Origin of the sequence: Catellatospora sichuanensis (assembly GCF_007483665.1) — a bacterium.
Taxonomy (GTDB): domain Bacteria; phylum Actinomycetota; class Actinomycetes; order Mycobacteriales; family Micromonosporaceae; genus Catellatospora; species Catellatospora sichuanensis.
The window spans coordinates 249,330-267,416 of sequence record NZ_VIQO01000001.1 but is presented as its reverse complement, the minus strand read 5'-3'; the positions used below and the strand labels follow the sequence as shown (position 1 = coordinate 267,416).

Genomic DNA, 18,087 nt, shown 5'->3' with positions numbered 1-18,087 from the left:
TGCGATCCATGGACAGTATTGCGCCCGACCTCGCCGCGCTGTGGTCCGCGGAGCCCGGCTATCTGAACACGGCCAGCTTCGGGCTGCCCCCGAACCGGGCGTGGGACGCCATGCAGGCGGCGCTGGGGGACTGGCGGGCGGGCCGCACCTCGTGGGAGGGGTGGGGCACCTCGACCGAGCGGGCCCGCCAGGCGTACGCCCGGATCATCGGGGTCGACGCGGCGGACGTCGCGGTCGGCGCGCAGGTGTCGCAGCTGCTGGCCCCGGTCGCCGCGGCCGTGCCCGACGGTGCGACCGTGCTGGTACCCGAGCTGGAGTTCACCTCGGCGGTCTTCCCGTGGGCGGTGCACGCCGACCGTGGCGTGACCGTACGCACCGCGCCCGCCGACCGGCTCGCCGAGCGCATCGACGCGAGCGTGGACGTGGTCTCGTTCGGGCTGGTGCAGTCGTCGGACGGGGCGGTCGTCGACTACGCCGCCGTCGTCGTCGCGGCCCGTGCGGCCGGTGCGCTGATCGTGGTCGACGCCACGCAGGCCTGCGGCTGGCTGCCGTTCGACGGCTCGCTGGCCGACGTGGTGGTGACCGTCGCCTACAAGTGGCTGATGTCGCCGCGCGGCACCGGTTTCGTCTACCTGAACCCGGCGGTGCGCGAGCGTTTCCGGCCGCTGGCGGCCAACTGGTACGCCGGTGAGGACGTGCACAGCTCGTACTACGGCCTGCCGCTGCGACTGGCCAAGGATGCCCGCGCCTTCGACATCTCGCCCGCCTGGCACGCCTGGGTCGGCACCGCGCCCGCGCTGGAGCTCGTCGAGGAGATCGGCGTGCCGGCCATCCACGCGCACGACGTCGGCCTGGCCAACAGCTTCCTGGCGGGCCTGGGGCTGCCGCCGGGCGACAGCGCCATCGTGACCGTGGACGTGCCCGGCGCGGACGCCAAGCTGGCCGCCGCGGGCATCCGAACCGCGGTGCGCAACGGCCGGATCCGGGCGTCGTTCCACGCGTACACCACGCAGGCCGATGTGGACGCCGCGCTCAACGCGCTGGTGGCCTGATGCCTGCCAAGCCCGCCGCGGGCGGGGGCCGCTGGGCCGACGTCGAGCCGCGGCGGCTGCGCCGCTGGCTGGACGGCTTCTACTCGCGCCACGACGGTGCCGAGGAGGAGGGCCTGAAGCTGGTGGCCGCCAACGGTGACACCGCCGAACTGCTGCCGCCGCCGGGGCTGGGCCCGGTCGCCGACGTCGATGCGCTGCTGGCCGCGCTGGCCGTGCCGCGCCGGCTGGGGCTGCTGCTGGCCCGGCGCAACGCGGTCGCGGTCGGGGTCGCCGACGGCGACGAGCTGATCAGCTCCAAGGTGGACACGTTCTACGTGCAGGGGCGCACCGCCGCGGGCGGCTGGTCGCAGCAGCGGTACGCCCGCCGCCGGGAGAACCAGGCGTCCGGCGCGGCCCGCGACGCCGCCGACATCGCCGCGCGCATCCTGCTTCCGTACGCGGACAGCATGGCGGCCCTGGTCTGCGGCGGCGACCGGGGCACGGTCGACGAGATCCTCACCGACCGCCGCCTGGCCCCCCTGCTCCCGCTGCGCCACGACCGCCTGCTCGACGTCCCCGAACCCCGCCACGCCATCCTCGTCGACGCCATCACCGCCGCCCACACCATCCGCATCCACCTCGTCCCCTGACCCGCAAAAGATCATCCGACTTGCCTGGCACCTGTGCGTATCTTGAGCCGTGATACGCCCGATTGCCTGGCAAATCGGATGATCTCTGATGGTGCGGTCAGCTGCCGAAGGTGTTGCACTGGCGGGGGTCGCCGGTGGTGTAGCCCCGGTTGAACCACTGTTGGCGTTGGGCGGAGGAGCCGTGGGTGAAGGCTTCCTGGTTGATGCGGCCGGTGGCCTTCTGCTGGATGGCGTCGTCGCCGACGGCCGCGGCGGCTTCGATGGCCTGGTCGATGTCCTGCTGGGTGATGGACTTGAACAGGGGCTGGCCGGTCGCGTCGGTGGTCTTGGCGGCAGCGTTGGCCCACACCCCGGCGTAGCAGTCGGCCTGCAGTTCCATGGCGACCGAGTACTTGTTGGCGTTGGCCGGATCGCGCTGCTGGGCGCGGCGCACCTGCGCCTCGGTGCCGAGCAGGGTCTGGATGTGGTGGCCGTACTCGTGGGCCAGCACGTACGCCTGGGCGAACTGGCCCTTGGCACCGAAGCGGTTGGCCAGCTCGTCGTAGAAGCTCAGGTCGATGTAGACGTGGTTGTCGCCGGGGCAGTAGAACGGGCCGACACCGGCGGTGGCCGGGCCGCAGGCGGTGTTGACCGAGCCGGTGAAGAACCGGGTGGTCGCCGGCTGGTACGGCTGGCCGAGGTACTGCGGCATGGCGGAGCGCCAGTATGCCTGGATCGAGTTGATGTAGAGCAGGTTGCGGCAGGCCGGGTTGTCGAACCGCTTCGGGTTCGACTTGTCGCACTGCTGCGCCAGCGCGCTGCTGTTGACGTCGTTCGGACCCGGCTGCTGGCCCTGTTGCTGCTCGGGGGTCAGCCCGCCTACGCCGCTGAACAGGCTGGAGCCGCCGCCGGTGCAGATCAGGAAGCCGACGCAGAGCGCGCCGACCAGCAGCACCGCCATACCGATCTTGCTGCGCATGAGCATGGGCAGCAGCCCGGCGAGGCAGCCCGCACCCGCGCCGCCCATCCCGCCGCCGCCTCCGCCACCCCCGCCGCCCATGGGCGGGAAGTTGAAGCCGCCGCCGCCGCGCCCGCCCCCGGCGCCACGCATGTCCTCGACCTGTGACGGGTCGAGTTCGGCGTTCTCGTTGATGCTCACGTTCGCCAGCGTAGGCAGTTTTGTGGCGAATCACACCCAAATCAGGCCGTCTCCGGGGTAAATGCCATGGCAGGGCGGGTCGGGGTGCTCGGTAGACTGGGGGCTCCTTCCCGAAGCCACCCGGTGGCCCACCCCTGACCTGGGAGCAATTCATGATCACGGCCACCGGTCTGGAACTGCGCGCAGGCGCGCGCATCCTGCTGGGTGACACCACCCTGCGCGTGCAGCCCGGCGACCGTATCGGTCTCGTCGGGCGCAACGGGGCTGGCAAGACCACCACGCTCAAGGTCCTCGCCGGCGAGGGCACCCCCTACGCCGGCAAGATCGACGCTCGCGGGCCGGTGGGTTACCTGCCGCAGGACCCGCGCACCGGCGACCTCGGCATCACCGCCAGCGACCGGGTGCTCTCCGCGCGCGGCCTGGACGTGCTGCGCAACGAGATGAAGGAGCTGGAGGGCAAGCTCGCCGACGACGAGCGCTTCATGCGCCGCTACGGCCAGCTCGAGGACCAGTTCTCCGCGCTCGGCGGCTACGGCGCCGAGGCCGAGGCGGCCCGGATCTGCTCGAACCTCGGCCTGCCCGACCGGGTGCTCCAGCAGACCGTGGGCACGCTGTCCGGCGGCCAGCGCCGCCGCGTCGAGCTGGCCCGGATCCTGTTCCGCGACGCCTCGGAGACCGGCGGCGGCATCCTGCTGCTTGACGAGCCGACCAACCACCTCGACGCCGACTCCATCACCTGGCTGCGCGGCTTCCTCGGCGGCCACAAGGGCGGCCTCATCGTCATCTCCCACGACGCCTCCCTGCTGGAGGCCGTCGTCAACAAGGTGTGGTATCTCGACGCCAACCGCTCGGTCGTCGACGCGTACAACATGGGCTGGAAGACGTACCTGGAGGCGCGCGAGACCGACGAGCGCCGCCGCAAGCGGGAGCGGGCCAACGCGGAGAAGAAGGCCGGCGCGCTGATGGCGCAGGCCGACAAGCTGCGGGCCAAGGCCACCAAGACGATCGCGGCGCAGAACATGGCCAAGCGCGCCGAGAAGATGATCGCCGGGCTGGACGAGGTGCGGGCCACCGACCGGGTGGCCAAGGTGCGCTTCCCCACCCCGGTCTCCTGCGGCAAGACCCCGCTGACGGCGGAGGGACTGTCCAAGTCGTACGGTTCGCTGGAGATCTTCACCGACGTCAGCGTCGCCGTGGACCGTGGTTCCCGCGTGGTCATCCTGGGCCTCAACGGCGCGGGCAAGACCACCCTGCTGCGCATGCTCGCGGGCATCCTGGAGCCGGACACCGGCGAGGTCAAGGCGGGCCACGGCCTGCGCCTGGGCTACTACGCCCAGGAGCACGAGACCCTCGACGTCGAGCGCACCATCCTCGACCACATGCGTTCGGCCGCCCCCGACCAGACCGACACCGAGCTGCGCCGCATTCTCGGCGCGTTCCTGTTCAGCGGGGACGATGTGGACAAACCCGCGGGCGTGCTCTCCGGCGGCGAGAAGACCCGCCTGGCCCTGTCCACCCTGGTCTGCTCCGGCGCCAATGTGCTCCTGCTCGACGAGCCCACCAACAACCTCGACCCGGTCAGCCGCGAGCAGGTCCTCGACGCCATTGCCCGCTACCCCGGCGCCATCGTCCTGGTGACCCACGACCCCGGCGCCGTCGCAGCCCTCAAGCCCGACCGGGCCATCCTCCTCCCCGACGGCGACGAGGACGCCTGGTCCGACGACCTCCTCGACCTCGTCGAACTCGCCTGACCGTCCGCTTTCCCCCTTTCGCAACTCTTGAAAAGTCGCGGCCATCGGCACCCGCCGAGGCCGCGACTTTTCAAGAGTTGCCGTGCTTGAGGGGCGCGGGGGAGGGCGGCGCTCGGGTGCGCGGGGTGGGCTACCAGGGGGTTGACAGCACGGCTTCGAGGACCATCGCCGAAAGCGCGCCGATGCCGACGAGCAGCAGCGGTGCGGGGACCGGGTCGCCGCCGGGGCGTTCGGGGGCGACGGCGGCGATGGTGAGCCACGGGAAGTACGGCAGCCACGCGTGCTCGACCCCGCCCCGTGCCAGCCCCGCCCCGACCGAGAACAGCACCGCCCCGGACGCGCCCACCAGGAACGGCCAGCCGGGGGTGTTGCGCACCTTGCGCAGGCTCGCGTAGATGGGCGGACCGACGGCCAGCAGCAGCGCGCACGCGCTGATCAGGCCCCACCACAGGGCGGAGCGGTGCGGCTCGATGCGCTGGGCGAAGTCGGCGTACGCGGTGCCCAGCCCGTCGGTCCAGGTGAAGCCCAGCCGGGCCGCGCCGAGCACCGGCAGCAGCACCCCGAGCCCGGCGAACATGTTCAGGGCGGCCCGGCGGCGGGCGAAGTTGAGGAACACCACGGACAACCCGAGCCACGCCACGGCGTACGAGAACAGCGCCGCCGTGCCGAGCAGCAGCCCGGCCAGCACCGCCCAGGCCGCGGCGCGCCAGCCGTGGCGGCGGGTGGCGCGCACCCCGGCCAGCGTCATGGCCGCGCCGATGGTGGCCACCACGGCGTCCATCGACACCGCGGTCCACACCGCGTACGGCGCGAGCGCCAGCACGGGCGCGTACGGGCGGGCGGCGGCCTCGCCGCCCATGTCGCGCACCGCGGCCAGCACCATCGGCACCGACAGCGCGCCGACGGCGGTCACCAGCAGCGCCAGGGCCAGATGGTCGGTGACACCGAGGCGCTGCACGGCCCAGAGCAGCAGCACCGGCGCGGGCGGGTGCCCCCGCGTTGCGGCGGTGTGCTCGGCCGAGCGGCCGGTGAAGCTGCGCAGGTACGCCAAGGGGTCGTCGCCGACCTCCTGCACGTCGCCGAGGTAGCTGTCCGGGGTCAGCGAGCGGGTCAGCCCGTCGGTGCCGTCGACGAGGGCGAGCGAGACGGCCCAGGCGAAGAACGCCACCGTCGCCCCGCCGCTGACCGCCCACCACGGCAGTCGATGGATCCAGCCGCGCCAGGCGGCGCCGAGCACTGCCGTCGCGACGATCGGCGCCAGCAACGACATCGGTGTCAGTTCGAAGCGGTAGCGGCCCAGGAACGGCGCGCTCGCGGTGCCCAGCCGGGCCCCGGCGCGCACCGCCAGCCAGGTCGCCAGCAGGCCGATGCTCACCAGCACGAACCAGCCGAACAGGTCTCGCCGTTCGCGGTTGCGGGCGCTCAGGGGGTCGACGGTGGTCACGGCGAGACACGCTATCGGGTACCCGACAGCACCGTGCGTGTCGGTTGGCATGGAATTGATATCTAGCGCATGATCGTCGGAGGCGGTCTAATAGGTTGGACCGCAAACCGCATCGTCCGGGACGTGAGGATTTCAACATGGCAGCCACCGGCACAGCTACCACCACCGAGAAGGGTCGCCGGATCGTCGGGACCGAACGCCAGACGCTAGCCAAGGACCTCGTGAAGCGCTACACGTCGGGTGAGTCCATCCGCGCGCTGGCCGCGTCGACTGGCCGTTCGTACGGATTCATCCACCGGGTGCTCACCGAGTCCGGAGTCGCGCTGCGTCAGCGCGGCGGAGCCCGTCGGCGCAAGAAGGCATGATTCGCCCGCGCCACGCCGAGCAAGGGGAGCCGGTTGATGTCTGAGATGGCAGCGGCCGGCTTTCGCATCAGCCAGGACGGTCCGGTCGCGACGGTGACATTGGACCGCCCGGAGGTGCGCAACGCGCAGACCCCCGAGCTCTGGGCAGGTCTGGCCGATGCCGCACGGGGGCTCGCCGGCGATGTGCGCGTCGTGGTCGTACGCGGGGAAGGGCGGTCCTTCTCCGCGGGCCTCGACCTGAAAGTGGTGCAGGGCGGCGAGTTCCAGCAGCTCGCCACCGTCAGCCCGGAGGAGTGCGCGGACCGGATCGCCGGTTTCCAGCAGGCCTTCTCCTGGCTCCGCCGACCCGACCTGGTGACCATCGCCGCCGTGCAGGGCCACGCCATCGGCGCGGGCTTCCAGCTCGCGCTCGCCTGCGATCTCCGGATCGCCGCAGACGACGCCCTTTTCGCAATGGCGGAGGTGACGCTGGGGCTCGTGCCGGACCTCACCGGCACCAAGCGCCTGGTCGAGCTCGTCGGTTATGCCCGCGCGCTGGAGCTGTGCGTGACCGGGCGCCGCGTCGGCGCCGCCGAGGCGGACCGGATCGGCCTGGTCAACCTCGTGGTGGGCCGCGACGAACTGGACTCCGCCGCAGCCGATCTGGCCAACGCGGTGCTGGCAGCCCCGCGCGACGCGGTCGTCGAGATCAAAGCCCTGCTGGCCGCCGCGAGCGGCCGTGGCTTCCCCGAGCAGGAACGCGCGGAGCGCGAGGCGCAGACGCGCCGCATCCGCGACCTGGCCGGCCTGGGCGAGTGACTTTCCGGCGGTATCGGTTCCGCCATCCCTTTCCGGCACCCTGAGCCACTCTTTCGGGCGTCATACCAGTGGCTGATTCGTCATGGTGGAAAGACGGCCGCTCTCTCCTTTCCGGTGAGGGGGTGGTGGCCGGTCGCGTGCCATTGTCTGCCCAGCGGAATAGTTAATAAGCCCGGCTAAGGAATTTTCGTTCGGCAGGGCACGTTGAGCGGCACGTCAGGTCTTTCACAGCGGGAGGTTCACCGGTGAGTTATCCGGGTGCGGGTGGGGGCATGGAGTCGTTGATGCGGTCCATGCGCCGGGGGCAGAGTGTCGAGAACCGCAAGATCGGCAAGCCCACCGCGAAGCGGATCCTCTCCTTCGCCCGGCCGTACCGCCGGGAGATCATCTTCTTCCTGGTGACCATCGTGATCGGCGCGGTCATCGGCGTGGCCACGCCGCTGCTGGCGGGCAAGGTCGTCACCGCGATCACCCCGGAGGACGGGGTCATGGCGCCCGGCGCGGGCCGGACCGTAGTCACGATCGCGGTGGTGATCGCGGCCCTCGCCGTGGTCAGCGCCCTGCTGTCGCTGGCGGAGCGGTTCTACTCGGCGCGCATCGGCGAGGGTCTCATCTTCGACCTGCGCACCCAGGTGTACGACCACGTGCAGCGGATGCCGGTGCAGTTCTTCACCCGGGCGCAGACCGGTGCGCTGGTCAGCCGGCTCAACAACGACGTGCTGGGCGCCCAGCGGGCGTTCACCTCGACGCTGTCCGGCGTCGTCGGCAACATCATCCAGCTGGTGCTGACCGTGCTGGTCATGCTGACCCTGTCGTGGCAGATCACCGTGCTGTCGCTGATCCTGCTGCCGGTGTTCATCCTGCCCGCGCGGCGGGTGGGCCACCGCCTGGCCGAGATCACCAAGGAGTCGTACGACCTCGGCGCGAAGATGAACGCCACCATGACCGAGCGGTTCGGGGTGGCCGGGGCGCTGCTGGTGAAGCTGTTCGGCCGCCCCGACACCGAGTCTGGCCGCTTCGCCGAGCGGGCCGGGCGGGTGCGCGACATCGGCGTGCAGAGCGCCATGTACTCGCGCACCTTCTTCGCCGCCATGATGCTGGTCGCCTCGCTCGCCCAAGCCCTGGTCTACGGACTCGGCGGCTGGTACGCGGTGAAGGGCACGCTCTCACCCGGCGACGTCGTCGCGCTGGCGCTGCTGCTGGTGCGCCTCTACGGCCCGATCACCGCGCTGTCCAACGTGCGCATCGACGTGATGGGCGCGCTGGTCTCCTTCGACCGGGTCTTCGAGGTGCTCGACCTGCCTCCCGCGATCGCGGAGAAGCCGGGCGCGGTCGACGTGCCGCGCGGCTCCTCGAAGATCGAGTTCAGGGACGTGGCCTTCCGGTACCCGACCGCCGCCGAGATCTCCCTCGCGTCCCTGGAGGACGTGGCGACGCTGGAACGCACCGCCACCGCGCCGGTGCTGCGCGGCGTCTCCTTCACCGTGGAACCCGGCCAGATGGTGGCGCTCGTCGGCAGTTCCGGTGCCGGCAAGTCGACCACCTCCATGCTGGTGAGCCGGATGTACGACGTCACCAGCGGCACGGTGTTCGTCGGCGACGTCGACGTACGCGACGCCACGCTGCAGTCGCTGCGCGACACCATCGGCGTGGTCACCCAGGACGCCCACCTGTTCCACGAGACCATCGCGGAGAACCTGCGCTACGCCAAGCCCGACGCCACCGACGACGAGCTGTGGGCCGCGCTGCGGGCCGCGCAGATCGACGCCCTGGTCCGGGCCACCCCCGACGGCCTGGACACCGTGGTGGGCGAGCGGGGCTACCGCTTCTCCGGCGGCGAGAAGCAGCGCATCGCCATCGCCCGGCTGCTGCTGAAGGCGCCGTCGATCGTCATCCTCGACGAGGCCACCGCGCACCTGGACTCCGAGAGCGAGGCGGCCGTGCAGCAGGCGCTGTCCACCGCGCTCGCCGGACGCACCGCACTGGTCATCGCCCACCGCCTGTCCACCGTCCGCGAGGCCGACCAGATCCTCGTCCTCGACGACGGCCGCATCGTCCAGCGCGGCACCCACGAACAACTGCTCGCCTCCGGCGGCCTCTACGCCGACCTCTACCGCACCCAGTTCGCCGCCACAGACTCCCCCCGAACCCGAGGCCTCGCCGACACCTCCGCCTAACCCCCGGAGCGGGGTGGTGGTCAGCGGGTGCGGAAGGTGAGAGCGCGGCCGCGCCAGCGGATCAGCAGCTCGCCACTGTGGAGGCGGGCGGCCGGGCCGCGGCGGGGGCGGGGGGAGTTCTCGCCGTCGTACGTCCAGAGCAGTTCACGGAGGGCGAGTTCGCGGGTCGCCGCCGCGTCGCCCGGCGGGTTGGCCCGGGCGTAGTCCCAGCCGTCGCGCAGGGAACCCAACGGCGCGTGACCGGCGGCCCAGGCGGAGAACACCCGCGGCCACTGTCCGGCGCCCGCTGACGCGGCCAGGCGGGGCCAGGTGCGCGCGACGTCCTCGGCCCGCTTGCGCAGCAGCGCGGTCTGCGTCGCGGCCACCGCCCCGGCGTCGAAGCCCGCCGGCATGGCGGCTCCGGCCACCAGGGCGCGCACGAGTTCCTCCTGCCGCCGGGCGAGCCCACCACCGGTCAGGTCACTGCCGGTCAGGGTGCCGCCGCTCATGTGACCGGCGCTGCCGTGATCACGGGGTAGCCGGTGGCGGCGGACAGGGCGTCCAGCTCGGCGCGCAGCGACGCGGCCGGCGGGTAGTGCCCGTCGCGCTCCAGCAGGATCGCGGGCGGGCGCTGCCGCGCGCACAGCTCGCCCAGCAGCTCCAGGACCTCGCCGGGCACCGGGTCGGTGTGCGTGTCGTGATAGCGGCCCCCGTGGATCCGGCCGCCGGCGACGTGGACGTACGCCATGCGCTCCAGCGGGAGCCGGTTGAGCAGGTCCATCGGGTCCTCGCCGCGGTTGAGCGCGTTGGCGTACACGTTGGCGATGTCGAGCAGCAGCAGCGCGTCGGTGCGTTCCAGGATCTCGGTGAGGAACTCGGCCTCGGTCAGCTCGTCGTCGGGCCACTCGAACAGCGCCGCGATGGGCTCCAGCGCCAGCGGCACGTCAAGCTCGGCGGTGGTCCGTGCCACGTTGGCGACCACCGCGTCGACGGCCTCCCGGCTGCGTGGCAGCGGCAGCAGGTGACCGGCCTCGACGCCACCGGCCCGCACGTACGCGATGTGCTCGCTGACCAGCGGTGCGTTGACGGCCCGCGCGGCCTGGGCCAGGTGCTCCACCCGGTGCGGGTCGACCGGCTCGGCTCCGCCGAGGGACAGTTTGACGCCGTGCGGCACCACCGCCACCCCTGCGGCGAGCAGCCGGGCCAGCGCCTCGGGCGGTTCGCCGGAGTGCGGCAGCGATTCGGCGACGACCTCGACGAAACGCAGGCCGGGCAGCTCGGCGACGAAGCCGGAGATCTCGGGGCGCCAGCCGATGCCGACGCCCCGTCCGGCCAGCGGGGTCATCCGCCGCACCCGCCTCCGCCGCCGCAGCCACCCCCGCCGCCGCACGAGGAGCCGCTGCTGCACGACGAGCCGCCGCCGCTGTCGCCGCCGCTCGATCCGCCGCCGACGTCGTCGACGAAGGGACCGTAGGCGCCGCCGGCGTCGCGTTCCGGGACGCCGGTCTCACCGGCGAAGGCCGGGTCGGCGGCCCACAGCACGGCGGTGCCGAACAGGCCGACGGCCAGCGCGGTCTGTGCCGGTCCGTACGTGTCCCAGGCCGGCCGGGATGCCGGTCGCAAATGGTTGAAGTGGCGCTTGGCCTGCAGCAGCGCGCGTTCGGCGGCCTTGGTGCGCCGCGGTTTGCGCAGGAACAACACCAGGCCGACGATGCCGACCGGGATGGCCGCCAGCACCAGGAACATGACCGGGCGGTCGTTGCCCACCCCGGCGATGATCCGGACCACGGCCAGCACGAACAGGGCCAGCAGCAGCAGCGGGCCGCGCCGGGCGCGGGCCAGCAGGTCGGGGCCGACGGTGAGGCCGCCGCGGCGCAGCTCCTCGCCGATCGCGGACAGCGCCTCGGCCACCGAGCGGTCCGTGTGCAGCTGGTTGGCGCGCAGGCCGTTGCCCACGGCGTGCAGCACCGCGGCGTCCAGCGGGGTCGCGCCCGGGGGCAGCCCACCGGTGCGGGTGAGCCGGCCGGCGTCGTCGGCCGCGGCGACGTGGTGCTGGCGCAGGAAGGCCAGCGACGAGTACACCGCCAGCGCCGCGCCGCCGTTGAGGTACGCGGTGTGCTGGGGCGACAGCTGGTCCACGCGGACCTGGGCGGGGCCGGCGAACAGGCGGGACCGGTGGATGAGCGTGCCCACCAGCACGACGACCGCGGCGACCGCGAACAGCATCAGGAAGGTGGGGCCAGGGATGCCCCAGGTGTCCGCCACGGGAGCTCCTTCGACGAGGGAGCCCTCATGATGGACCATCACCGCCACTAGCGGGAGACCAGGACGCTCAGGCAGGTCACGCAGCCCTCGAGTTTCTCGAACTCGCCGATGTCGACCACGACCGGCGTGTAGCCCAGGTCCGCCAGCAGCTCCGCGGTGCGCGGCGCGGACGCGGCCAGCAGCACCCGGTCGCCGCCCAGCGGCACCACGTGGCAGCCGCCCTCCTCCTCGACCGGCCGCACCGCGGGGAACAGCCCGGTCGGCACCAGGTGCGGCAGGGCCAGGAAGGTGCCGTCGGGCAGCGCGGTCACCGCGGACTTCAGGTGCAGCACCTCGCCCAGCGGCACCGGCACGACGGTGCGCCCCAGCGGCGCGAGCAGCGCCCGCAACTGCCGGATGCCCTCGGCGTTGGTGCGGCCGCCGCGTCCGACGTAGACGGTCGTGCCGACCTGGAGCACGTCGCCGCCCTCCAGGGTGCCCGGCTCCGCGATGCGCGCGGTACGCAGGCCCAGTTCCAGCACGGCCTGCTCGACCCCGGTGATCTCGCCACGACGGGCCGCGGCGCCGGGGTGGGTCAGCACGGCGAGGTCGTCGCAGACCACCACCGCGTCCTCGACGAACACCGAGTCCGGGCAGTCGTCGGCGGCCGGCGCCGGGTAGACCTCCCAGCCGGCCGAGGCCAGCGCGTCGGCGTACGCGACGTGCTGGGCGCGGGCCAGGGACAGGTCGATGTCGCTGCGGCCGATGTGGGTGACGATGCCGTCGGCGAGCCGGGAACTCGGCTCGCGGACCAGGGCGGTTCTCATTTCTTACGTAGTACCAGGAACAGCACCAGTGCGACCACCACCACGGTGGCGCAGCAGACGGTGCCGCCGAGGAGCAGATGCCAAGGTTTGAGGGCGCCCATGGGGCGGCACTGTAGCGCCCGGATGCCCGTTTGAAAATATCTTGTCGATGCGTGGATCTCGTGACTAATGTCGGCGGTACACGGGAAAGGAGGTGGTCCAGCTTTGAGTAGCTACAGGACACGTGAGGTGGCTGCCCGCTAGGCGGCTGTCATCGACTGCACTTCTGTCGATACCTGAAGGTTCGACTGGAGCGTCGAGGCCGTGTGTCAGCGGCCCTGGCGAATCCAAGGGAGCCACCCGATTCCCGGGGGAATGTCCGGTTTGTCCAGCCGGCCCGCGCGCCCGCGCGGTACCCCCGGGTTTCGTCATGTTCAGGCCCGGAAATCCGATTCAACCGGCCCGGTCAGCGGCGGCGCACGGTCTCCTCGATCAGGTCCAGCACCGGGCCGAAGTCGTCGGCCGAGCCGCCCATCGCCAGCCGCTTGACCAGCCCGTCGTACGCCAGCTCCAGAAAGTGCGTCAGCACGTCGAGCGGCACGTCCTCGCGCAGCACGCCCGCGCCCGCCTGGCGTTGCAGGCGCTCGCGGGTCGCGGTGTCGATCGCCTCGCTGTGCTGCGCCCACCGCTTGGCGAACGCCGGGTCGGTGCGCAGCCGACGGGCCACCTCCAGCTGCGTGCCGAGCCAGCCGGCCGCGTCGGGGTCCTGGGCGTGGGCCAGCAGATCCCGCATCACCTGCACCAGGCCGTTCGCGGCGACGGTGGCGGCCATCTCGACCGCGTCGTCCTCGGCGACGGCCAGGAACAGCGAGTCCTTGTCGCGGAAGTGGTGGAAGATCGCGCCCCGCGACAGCCCGGTCGCCTGCTCCAGGCGGCGCACCGTGGCACCCTCGTAGCCATACCGGGCGAAGCAGGCGCGGGCCGCGGCGAGGATCTCGTGGCGGCGCGCATCGAGCTGATCCTGACTCACCCTGGGCACATGCCGATCTTCGCAGGTCGGCGACACACATGCAATCCGTACGTACGGCTTGACGCTGGGTGACAGATCTGCGACGCAATGCGCGCGTGACCGGCGCATGGAAGAATCCTCCGCGGCCGGCGTGCGTTGAGCGTCGGGGACAGTAGGGCGACACCGCGCGAAACGCCTGCAGGCCAACGGTCTGCGGCCGCCGGGGAGGAAACGAGCTGTGGACCTGGAGCTGTTGACCACGACCTACGTGGATACGTGGGTGATGGTGCTGGTGGTGTCGATCCTGACGATCTCCCTGCTGATCGGTGTGCCGCTGGCGCGCTCGGCCGGGCGGCGGCGGGGCATCCGGCTGGCCAACCCGGGGGCGTACGCCACCCGCGCGGAGAAGACCAAGGACACCGGCCTGTTCCTGGCCGCGCTGATCCCGACGCTGCTGGTCTGGCTCGCCGTGATGGGCGTGTCGTTCATCGGCCTCACCGGTTTCGCCAACGACGTCATGGGCTGGAATCACTGGACCAACATCCTGGTCCCGCTGAGCCTCGACGGCATCAGCATCTCCTTCGGCGCGTGGGCGTTCGTGGCGGTCAAGCGCGGGCGGCACCCCGGCCGGGCGTACAAGATCGTGCTCGCCGCCGCGACCGTCTCGGCGACCCTGAACTTCGTGCACGGCCGCGACAAGTGGTCCATCTGGGCGGGCCTCTACCTGGCGTTCCTGTCGTTCGCGGGCATGGCGATGTTCCACGAGCTGCTCGACCAGTTCATGGCCGGCTACGACGACGACGTGGCGCTCAAGACCCGCTACCCGCGCTTCGGCCAGCGCTGGCTCTACGCGCCGATCTCCACGTTCTCGGCCCGGCGGGCCTGGATCGTGCACCCGCCCGCGGAGGGACTGCGGCCCAGCGTGCGCAACGCGCTGACGCACCTGGAGGACACCCGCGAGGCCAAACGCCAGCGCCGCCTGTACGGCGCGCAGCTGGTCCGCGAGGAGCAGCAGGCCAAGCTGGTCGAGGTGCACGCCCGCGCGGAGGTGCGCCGGGCCCGCACGGCTAGCTGGCGTCCAGGAGCGGCGCCGGGCGCCGTGCCGCAGGTGTCCCACCAGCCCATGCCGCACCAGTCCATGCCGCACCACCAGAACGGGCACCAGTCGAACGGGCACCAGCCATACCCGCCGCAGTCGGTGTACCAGCCGACGCCGCAGCCGGAAGCCGTCCCCGAGCCTCCGCCGGCCCCCCTCCAGCCGGAGCCCGCCGCGGTGTCCCAGGACCTCGTTCCCGAGCGTGACGAGCGGGGCACGATCCTGGGCCGGGATCTGCGGGCCACCCTGGAGTCGGTGCTGAGCGCCCCGACCGGGCGGGAGCCGATGGGCCACCGGCCGCTGTCGGACACCAGTGAGATCACCTCGCGCGGCATGCTCAACCACCTCCAGGAGCCGGTCCAGCGGATGATCGGCGAGGCGCTGGCACGCGGCGAGCAGGTCAGCACGGCTTTCGTCCGCGAGTGGACGGCCCGGGAGTACGGGCGCACGCCGAGCGAGAACTGGGCCAAGAACCAGATCAAGGCAGTTCGGCAGCGGGACACCTTCGGCGTGGACGCGGATCTGGTGTGAGCAGGCATCGATTTCGTTTCCGCGAGGTTTCCCGCACAAAGGGGGGCTTCACCAGCGTGTCCTGAGTCACGTAAGGTGCCCGCGTGCCTCTGTTGCTGTTGGACCTCGACAACACACTGGTCGACCGCGAGGGCGCCTTCCGGATGTGGGGTACTCGGTTCCTGTCCGAGATCAGCGCCCCGCCGTACGACATCGACTGGCTGGTGGACGCCGACGCGGACGGCCTGACCTCGCGCTGGGATCTGGCCGACGCGATCCGTGACCGGTATCGACTGCGCAATTCCGTCATCGACCTGGTGGAGGAGTTGCACGAGGGGCAGATCGAGGCCACCCGGCTGGATCCCATGGTGGGCGCCGCGCTGCGTATCGCCGCGGAGGCCGGCTGGGTCCCGGTGATAGTCACCAACGGCGAGACCCGCCAGCAGGAAGCCAAGATCCGGCGTACCGGCCTGGACCGGTTCGTGGCCGACTGGGTGGTCTCGCAGGAGGTCGACTGCCGCAAGCCCAACCCGCGCATCTTCGAGATCGCCGCGGAACGGGCCCGGATGCGGCTGCGCGGCGCCTGGCTGATCGGCGACAGCCCTGAAGCCGACATCGGCGGGGCGACCACGATCGGCATCCCCAGCGTCTGGATCCACCGCGGCCGCCAGTGGACCGAGCGCCGCTTCGGCCCCACCCGCGTCGCCGAGGGCGCCATCCAAGCCGTGGCCGCCGTCCTCGCCGCCGACCCACCCCACCGCATGGCCCGCTGACCCGCCTTTTTGGGCTGATCATGAACTTATGGCACGGTTCGACGGTGTGTCGGGGCCATAACTTCATGATCGTTTCGTGTGGGCGGGTGTGACGCGGGTCGCCGGGGAAAACCGGTTGACAGGGGTCGGGGGTCGAGGGAAGACTCGTCGGCGTTGTGCGAGATCCCGGAAACTGATCCGGGTCGGGAGAGAAGGGGGTTGAGCCGAATGGTTGCCGTCGCTGTGCGCTGCGCGCATTTCGCCTCTTACTTCTTCTCTCCGACCGAGGAGCTTTTCCAGTGCGAGAGCACGACTTTCCGCGCGCCGGCCGCGTCAACCGCCGGAACCGTTTCGACGACGACGAACTGACCTTCGAGAAGTCGTACGCCGGGGAAGTCGAGTGGGACGAAACCCCCGACAAGCCCGAATTCGGTGACCGCTGGTCCACCTGGGACCTGTCGACCCCCACCGAGCGCGGGCCGTTGCCCCACCCCGACTGGCTCGTCACCGAGCTGGCCGCGGTCGACGTGGAACGCGGAGTGCTGAAGACCGGCAAGGAGGCCGACGTCTTCCTGCTCCACCGCCACGTGCCCGGCACCGAACGCGGCTGCCTGCTGGCGGCCAAGCGCTACCGCAGCCACGACCACCGCATGTTCCACCGCGACGCGGGCTACCTCGAGGGTCGCCGGGACAAGGAGTCCCGGGTCAACCGGGCCATGGCCAACCGCAGCGCGTTCGGCAAGGAGGCCATCGCCGGGCAGTGGGCGGCGGCCGAATTCGGCGCGCTGGCGCGGCTCTGGGAGATCGCCCGGCAGCTGGACGTCGCGCCGTTCACGCCGTACCCGGTGCAGATCCTGGGCACCGAGGTGCTGCAGGAGTTCATCGGCGCGCCCGACGGCACCGCCGCGCCGCGGCTGGCACAGGTGCGCACCGACGAGGCGGGGCTGGCCGACCTGTGGGCGCAGCTGATGCTGGGCCTGACGGTGCTGGCCCGGGCCGGGTACGCGCACGGCGACCTGTCGCCGTACAACATCCTCGTGCACGAGGGGCGGCTGGTCATCATCGACCTGCCGCAGATCGTGGACGTGGTGGCCAACCCGCAGGGCAAACGCTTCCTGGCCCGCGACGTGCACAACGTGGCGACCTGGTTCACCGCCCGCGGCCTGTCCGGGTTGGACGAAGCGGCCCTCACGGCCGAACTGATGGCCGAAGCCGGCATGCGCACCTGACGCGCCGGCCATGATCGTTGCACTTGCCTGGCAACCGGGCGGAAGAGCGGGCAGGATACGCCCGTTTGCCAGGCAGGTCGGCGGATCTGGTATGCGACTGCGGTCCGCCGCCTGGGCGGCGGCCCGGCCGGGTCGGGCCGTCAGCGGCGGCGGCCTCGGGGCTTGAGCTGGGCGTTCGGCAGCATGGGGGCGGGCAGCGGAGCGCCGTCGTAGCCGGTGACCTCGCCGAAGCGCGGGTCGGCCGCCATCCACTGCTCGCGCGCGGCGGCGACGTCGTCGTGGCCGCGCCCGACGAAGTTCCACCACATCACGATCTCCTCCGCGAACGGCTCGCCGCCGAGCAGCAGCACCCGCGCCGGTACGGCCGTGGTCAGCTCGAGCGCCGTCCGCTCGCGGCCGAGGTAGAGCAGGGTCCCGGGCTCCAGCGGTACGCCGTCGACGTGCGCCGCGCCGTCGAGCACCAGCGCGGCGTACTCGAAATCGCTGCGCAGCGGCAGCGTGACCTGCACGTCCGCGGCCAGTGCGGCTTCCGCGCCGACCAGCGGGGTGTACGCGGTCGCGGGCGACACCGCACCCGCCAGCTCGCCCATGATCACCGTCACGGTGACGCCGGGCCGCTCGACGACGGGCAGGTCGGCGTGGTGCTCGAAGGCCGGGGCGACCGACCGGGCCGCGTCGGGCAGCGCGACCCACAGCTGCACGCCGTGCAGCGGTTCGGTGCGCGGGACGGGCGACTCCTCGGAGTGCGAGATGCCGTGCCCCGCGGTCATCAGGTTGAGTTGACCAGGGCGGACGAGAGCCTTGCTGCCAACGCTGTCACGGTGCAGCACCTCGCCCTCGACGAGCCAGGTGACGGTCTGCAGCCCGGTGTGCGGGTGGGGCGCGACGCGCATGTCGTGGTCGGCGGGGCCGTACTGGTCGACGAAGCACCACGCGCCGACCATGCGGCGGTCCTTGTGCGGCAGCGTACGGCTGACCGTCATGCCGCGCGGGCCGCCGAGCACGACCTCGCGCCCGGGGAGCAGCTCGTGGGTCGGCCCGTCCGGCACCGGCTCGTGCCCGCAGGCGGTCTCGACGGGCGCCGTCTCAACGTTGCTCATGCAACGAC

17 protein-coding genes are annotated in these 18,087 nt (G+C 71.8%); 9 read left to right on the top strand and 8 right to left on the bottom strand.

Going from position 1 to position 18,087, the window contains the following annotated elements:
* Positions 1-8: 8 nt before the first annotated feature.
* Positions 9-1,052 carry an aminotransferase class V-fold PLP-dependent enzyme gene (locus FLL47_RS16135; protein ID WP_144121329.1) on the top strand — a complete coding sequence of 348 codons (1,044 nt, stop codon included), beginning with the start codon at positions 9-11 and terminating at the stop codon, positions 1,050-1,052.
* A complete protein-coding gene (locus FLL47_RS16130) occupies positions 1,049-1,681 on the top strand; it encodes an acVLRF1 family peptidyl-tRNA hydrolase (RefSeq protein ID WP_246158081.1) in 633 nt (210 codons plus the stop codon). Before FLL47_RS16135 ends, FLL47_RS16130 begins: the two co-directional genes overlap by 4 nt.
* 97 nt (positions 1,682-1,778) lie before the next feature.
* Here the strand turns inward: FLL47_RS16130 and ypfJ are convergent, their stop codons facing one another.
* Entirely contained in the window at positions 1,779-2,819 is a 1,041-nt protein-coding gene (gene ypfJ, locus FLL47_RS16125; protein WP_144121327.1) for a KPN_02809 family neutral zinc metallopeptidase, read from the bottom strand.
* 152 nt (positions 2,820-2,971) lie between these two features.
* Here ypfJ and FLL47_RS16120 point away from each other — a divergent pair, with 152 nt between their 5' ends.
* The gene (locus tag FLL47_RS16120) at positions 2,972-4,570 is read left to right on the top strand and encodes an ABC-F family ATP-binding cassette domain-containing protein (RefSeq protein WP_144121326.1); all 1,599 of its coding nucleotides are present in this window, start codon (positions 2,972-2,974) and stop codon (positions 4,568-4,570) included.
* A gap of 130 nt (positions 4,571-4,700) precedes the next feature.
* Here the strand turns inward: FLL47_RS16120 and FLL47_RS16115 are convergent, their stop codons facing one another.
* On the bottom strand, positions 4,701-6,014 hold the full coding sequence (locus FLL47_RS16115; RefSeq protein WP_246158023.1) for a hypothetical protein: 1,314 nt from the start codon (positions 6,012-6,014) through the stop codon (positions 4,701-4,703).
* 137 nt (positions 6,015-6,151) lie between these two features.
* Here FLL47_RS16115 and FLL47_RS16110 point away from each other — a divergent pair, with 137 nt between their 5' ends.
* From FLL47_RS16110 to FLL47_RS16100, 3 genes are all read left to right on the top strand, one after another.
* Entirely contained in the window at positions 6,152-6,379 is a 228-nt protein-coding gene (locus FLL47_RS16110; RefSeq protein WP_120315961.1) for a helix-turn-helix domain-containing protein, read from the top strand.
* Between the two features lie 45 nt (positions 6,380-6,424).
* The gene (locus FLL47_RS16105; protein WP_144121594.1) at positions 6,425-7,177 is read left to right on the top strand and encodes an enoyl-CoA hydratase/isomerase family protein; all 753 of its coding nucleotides are present in this window, start codon (positions 6,425-6,427) and stop codon (positions 7,175-7,177) included.
* 272 nt (positions 7,178-7,449) lie between these two features.
* Positions 7,450-9,354, top strand: a complete 1,905-nt coding sequence (locus FLL47_RS16100) for an ABC transporter ATP-binding protein (RefSeq protein ID WP_186315758.1) — start codon at positions 7,450-7,452, stop codon at positions 9,352-9,354.
* A gap of 20 nt (positions 9,355-9,374) precedes the next feature.
* Here FLL47_RS16100 and FLL47_RS16095 read toward each other — a convergent pair whose 3' ends face one another.
* From FLL47_RS16095 to FLL47_RS16075, 5 genes are all read right to left on the bottom strand, one after another.
* Positions 9,375-9,842, bottom strand: coding sequence for an SCO6045 C-terminal-like domain-containing protein (locus tag FLL47_RS16095; RefSeq protein ID WP_144121324.1), 468 nt, complete (start codon positions 9,840-9,842; stop codon positions 9,375-9,377).
* Complete coding sequence (locus tag FLL47_RS16090) at positions 9,839-10,678, bottom strand: MbnB/TglH/ChrH family RiPP precursor modification enzyme (RefSeq protein ID WP_144121323.1); 840 nt, start codon at positions 10,676-10,678, stop codon at positions 9,839-9,841. The genes FLL47_RS16095 and FLL47_RS16090 overlap by 4 nt, the downstream gene beginning before the upstream one ends.
* On the bottom strand, positions 10,675-11,598 hold the full coding sequence (locus FLL47_RS16085; protein WP_246158021.1) for a TIGR04222 domain-containing membrane protein: 924 nt from the start codon (positions 11,596-11,598) through the stop codon (positions 10,675-10,677). The genes FLL47_RS16090 and FLL47_RS16085 overlap by 4 nt, the downstream gene beginning before the upstream one ends.
* Before the next feature lie 47 nt (positions 11,599-11,645).
* A complete protein-coding gene (gene ddaH / locus FLL47_RS16080; RefSeq protein WP_144121322.1) occupies positions 11,646-12,404 on the bottom strand; it encodes a dimethylargininase in 759 nt (252 codons plus the stop codon).
* A 445-nt stretch (positions 12,405-12,849) separates the two neighbouring features.
* Positions 12,850-13,422, bottom strand: a complete 573-nt coding sequence (locus FLL47_RS16075; protein ID WP_144121321.1) for a TetR/AcrR family transcriptional regulator — start codon at positions 13,420-13,422, stop codon at positions 12,850-12,852.
* Positions 13,423-13,630: 208 nt separating this feature from the next.
* Here FLL47_RS16075 and FLL47_RS16070 point away from each other — a divergent pair, with 208 nt between their 5' ends.
* From FLL47_RS16070 to FLL47_RS16060, 3 genes are all read left to right on the top strand, one after another.
* A complete protein-coding gene (locus FLL47_RS16070) occupies positions 13,631-15,019 on the top strand; it encodes a DUF2637 domain-containing protein (protein ID WP_144121320.1) in 1,389 nt (462 codons plus the stop codon).
* Positions 15,020-15,102: 83 nt separating this feature from the next.
* Positions 15,103-15,771 (top strand): HAD family hydrolase, encoded by a 669-nt coding sequence (locus tag FLL47_RS16065; protein ID WP_144121319.1) that lies wholly within the window; start codon positions 15,103-15,105, stop codon positions 15,769-15,771.
* Between the two features lie 278 nt (positions 15,772-16,049).
* Complete coding sequence (locus FLL47_RS16060) at positions 16,050-16,979, top strand: serine protein kinase RIO (protein ID WP_144121318.1); 930 nt, start codon at positions 16,050-16,052, stop codon at positions 16,977-16,979.
* 140 nt (positions 16,980-17,119) lie between these two features.
* On the opposite strand, the gene FLL47_RS16055 is transcribed toward FLL47_RS16060, so the two are convergent.
* Positions 17,120-18,079, bottom strand: coding sequence for a pirin family protein (locus tag FLL47_RS16055; protein ID WP_144121317.1), 960 nt, complete (start codon positions 18,077-18,079; stop codon positions 17,120-17,122).
* Positions 18,080-18,087 lie beyond the last annotated feature (8 nt).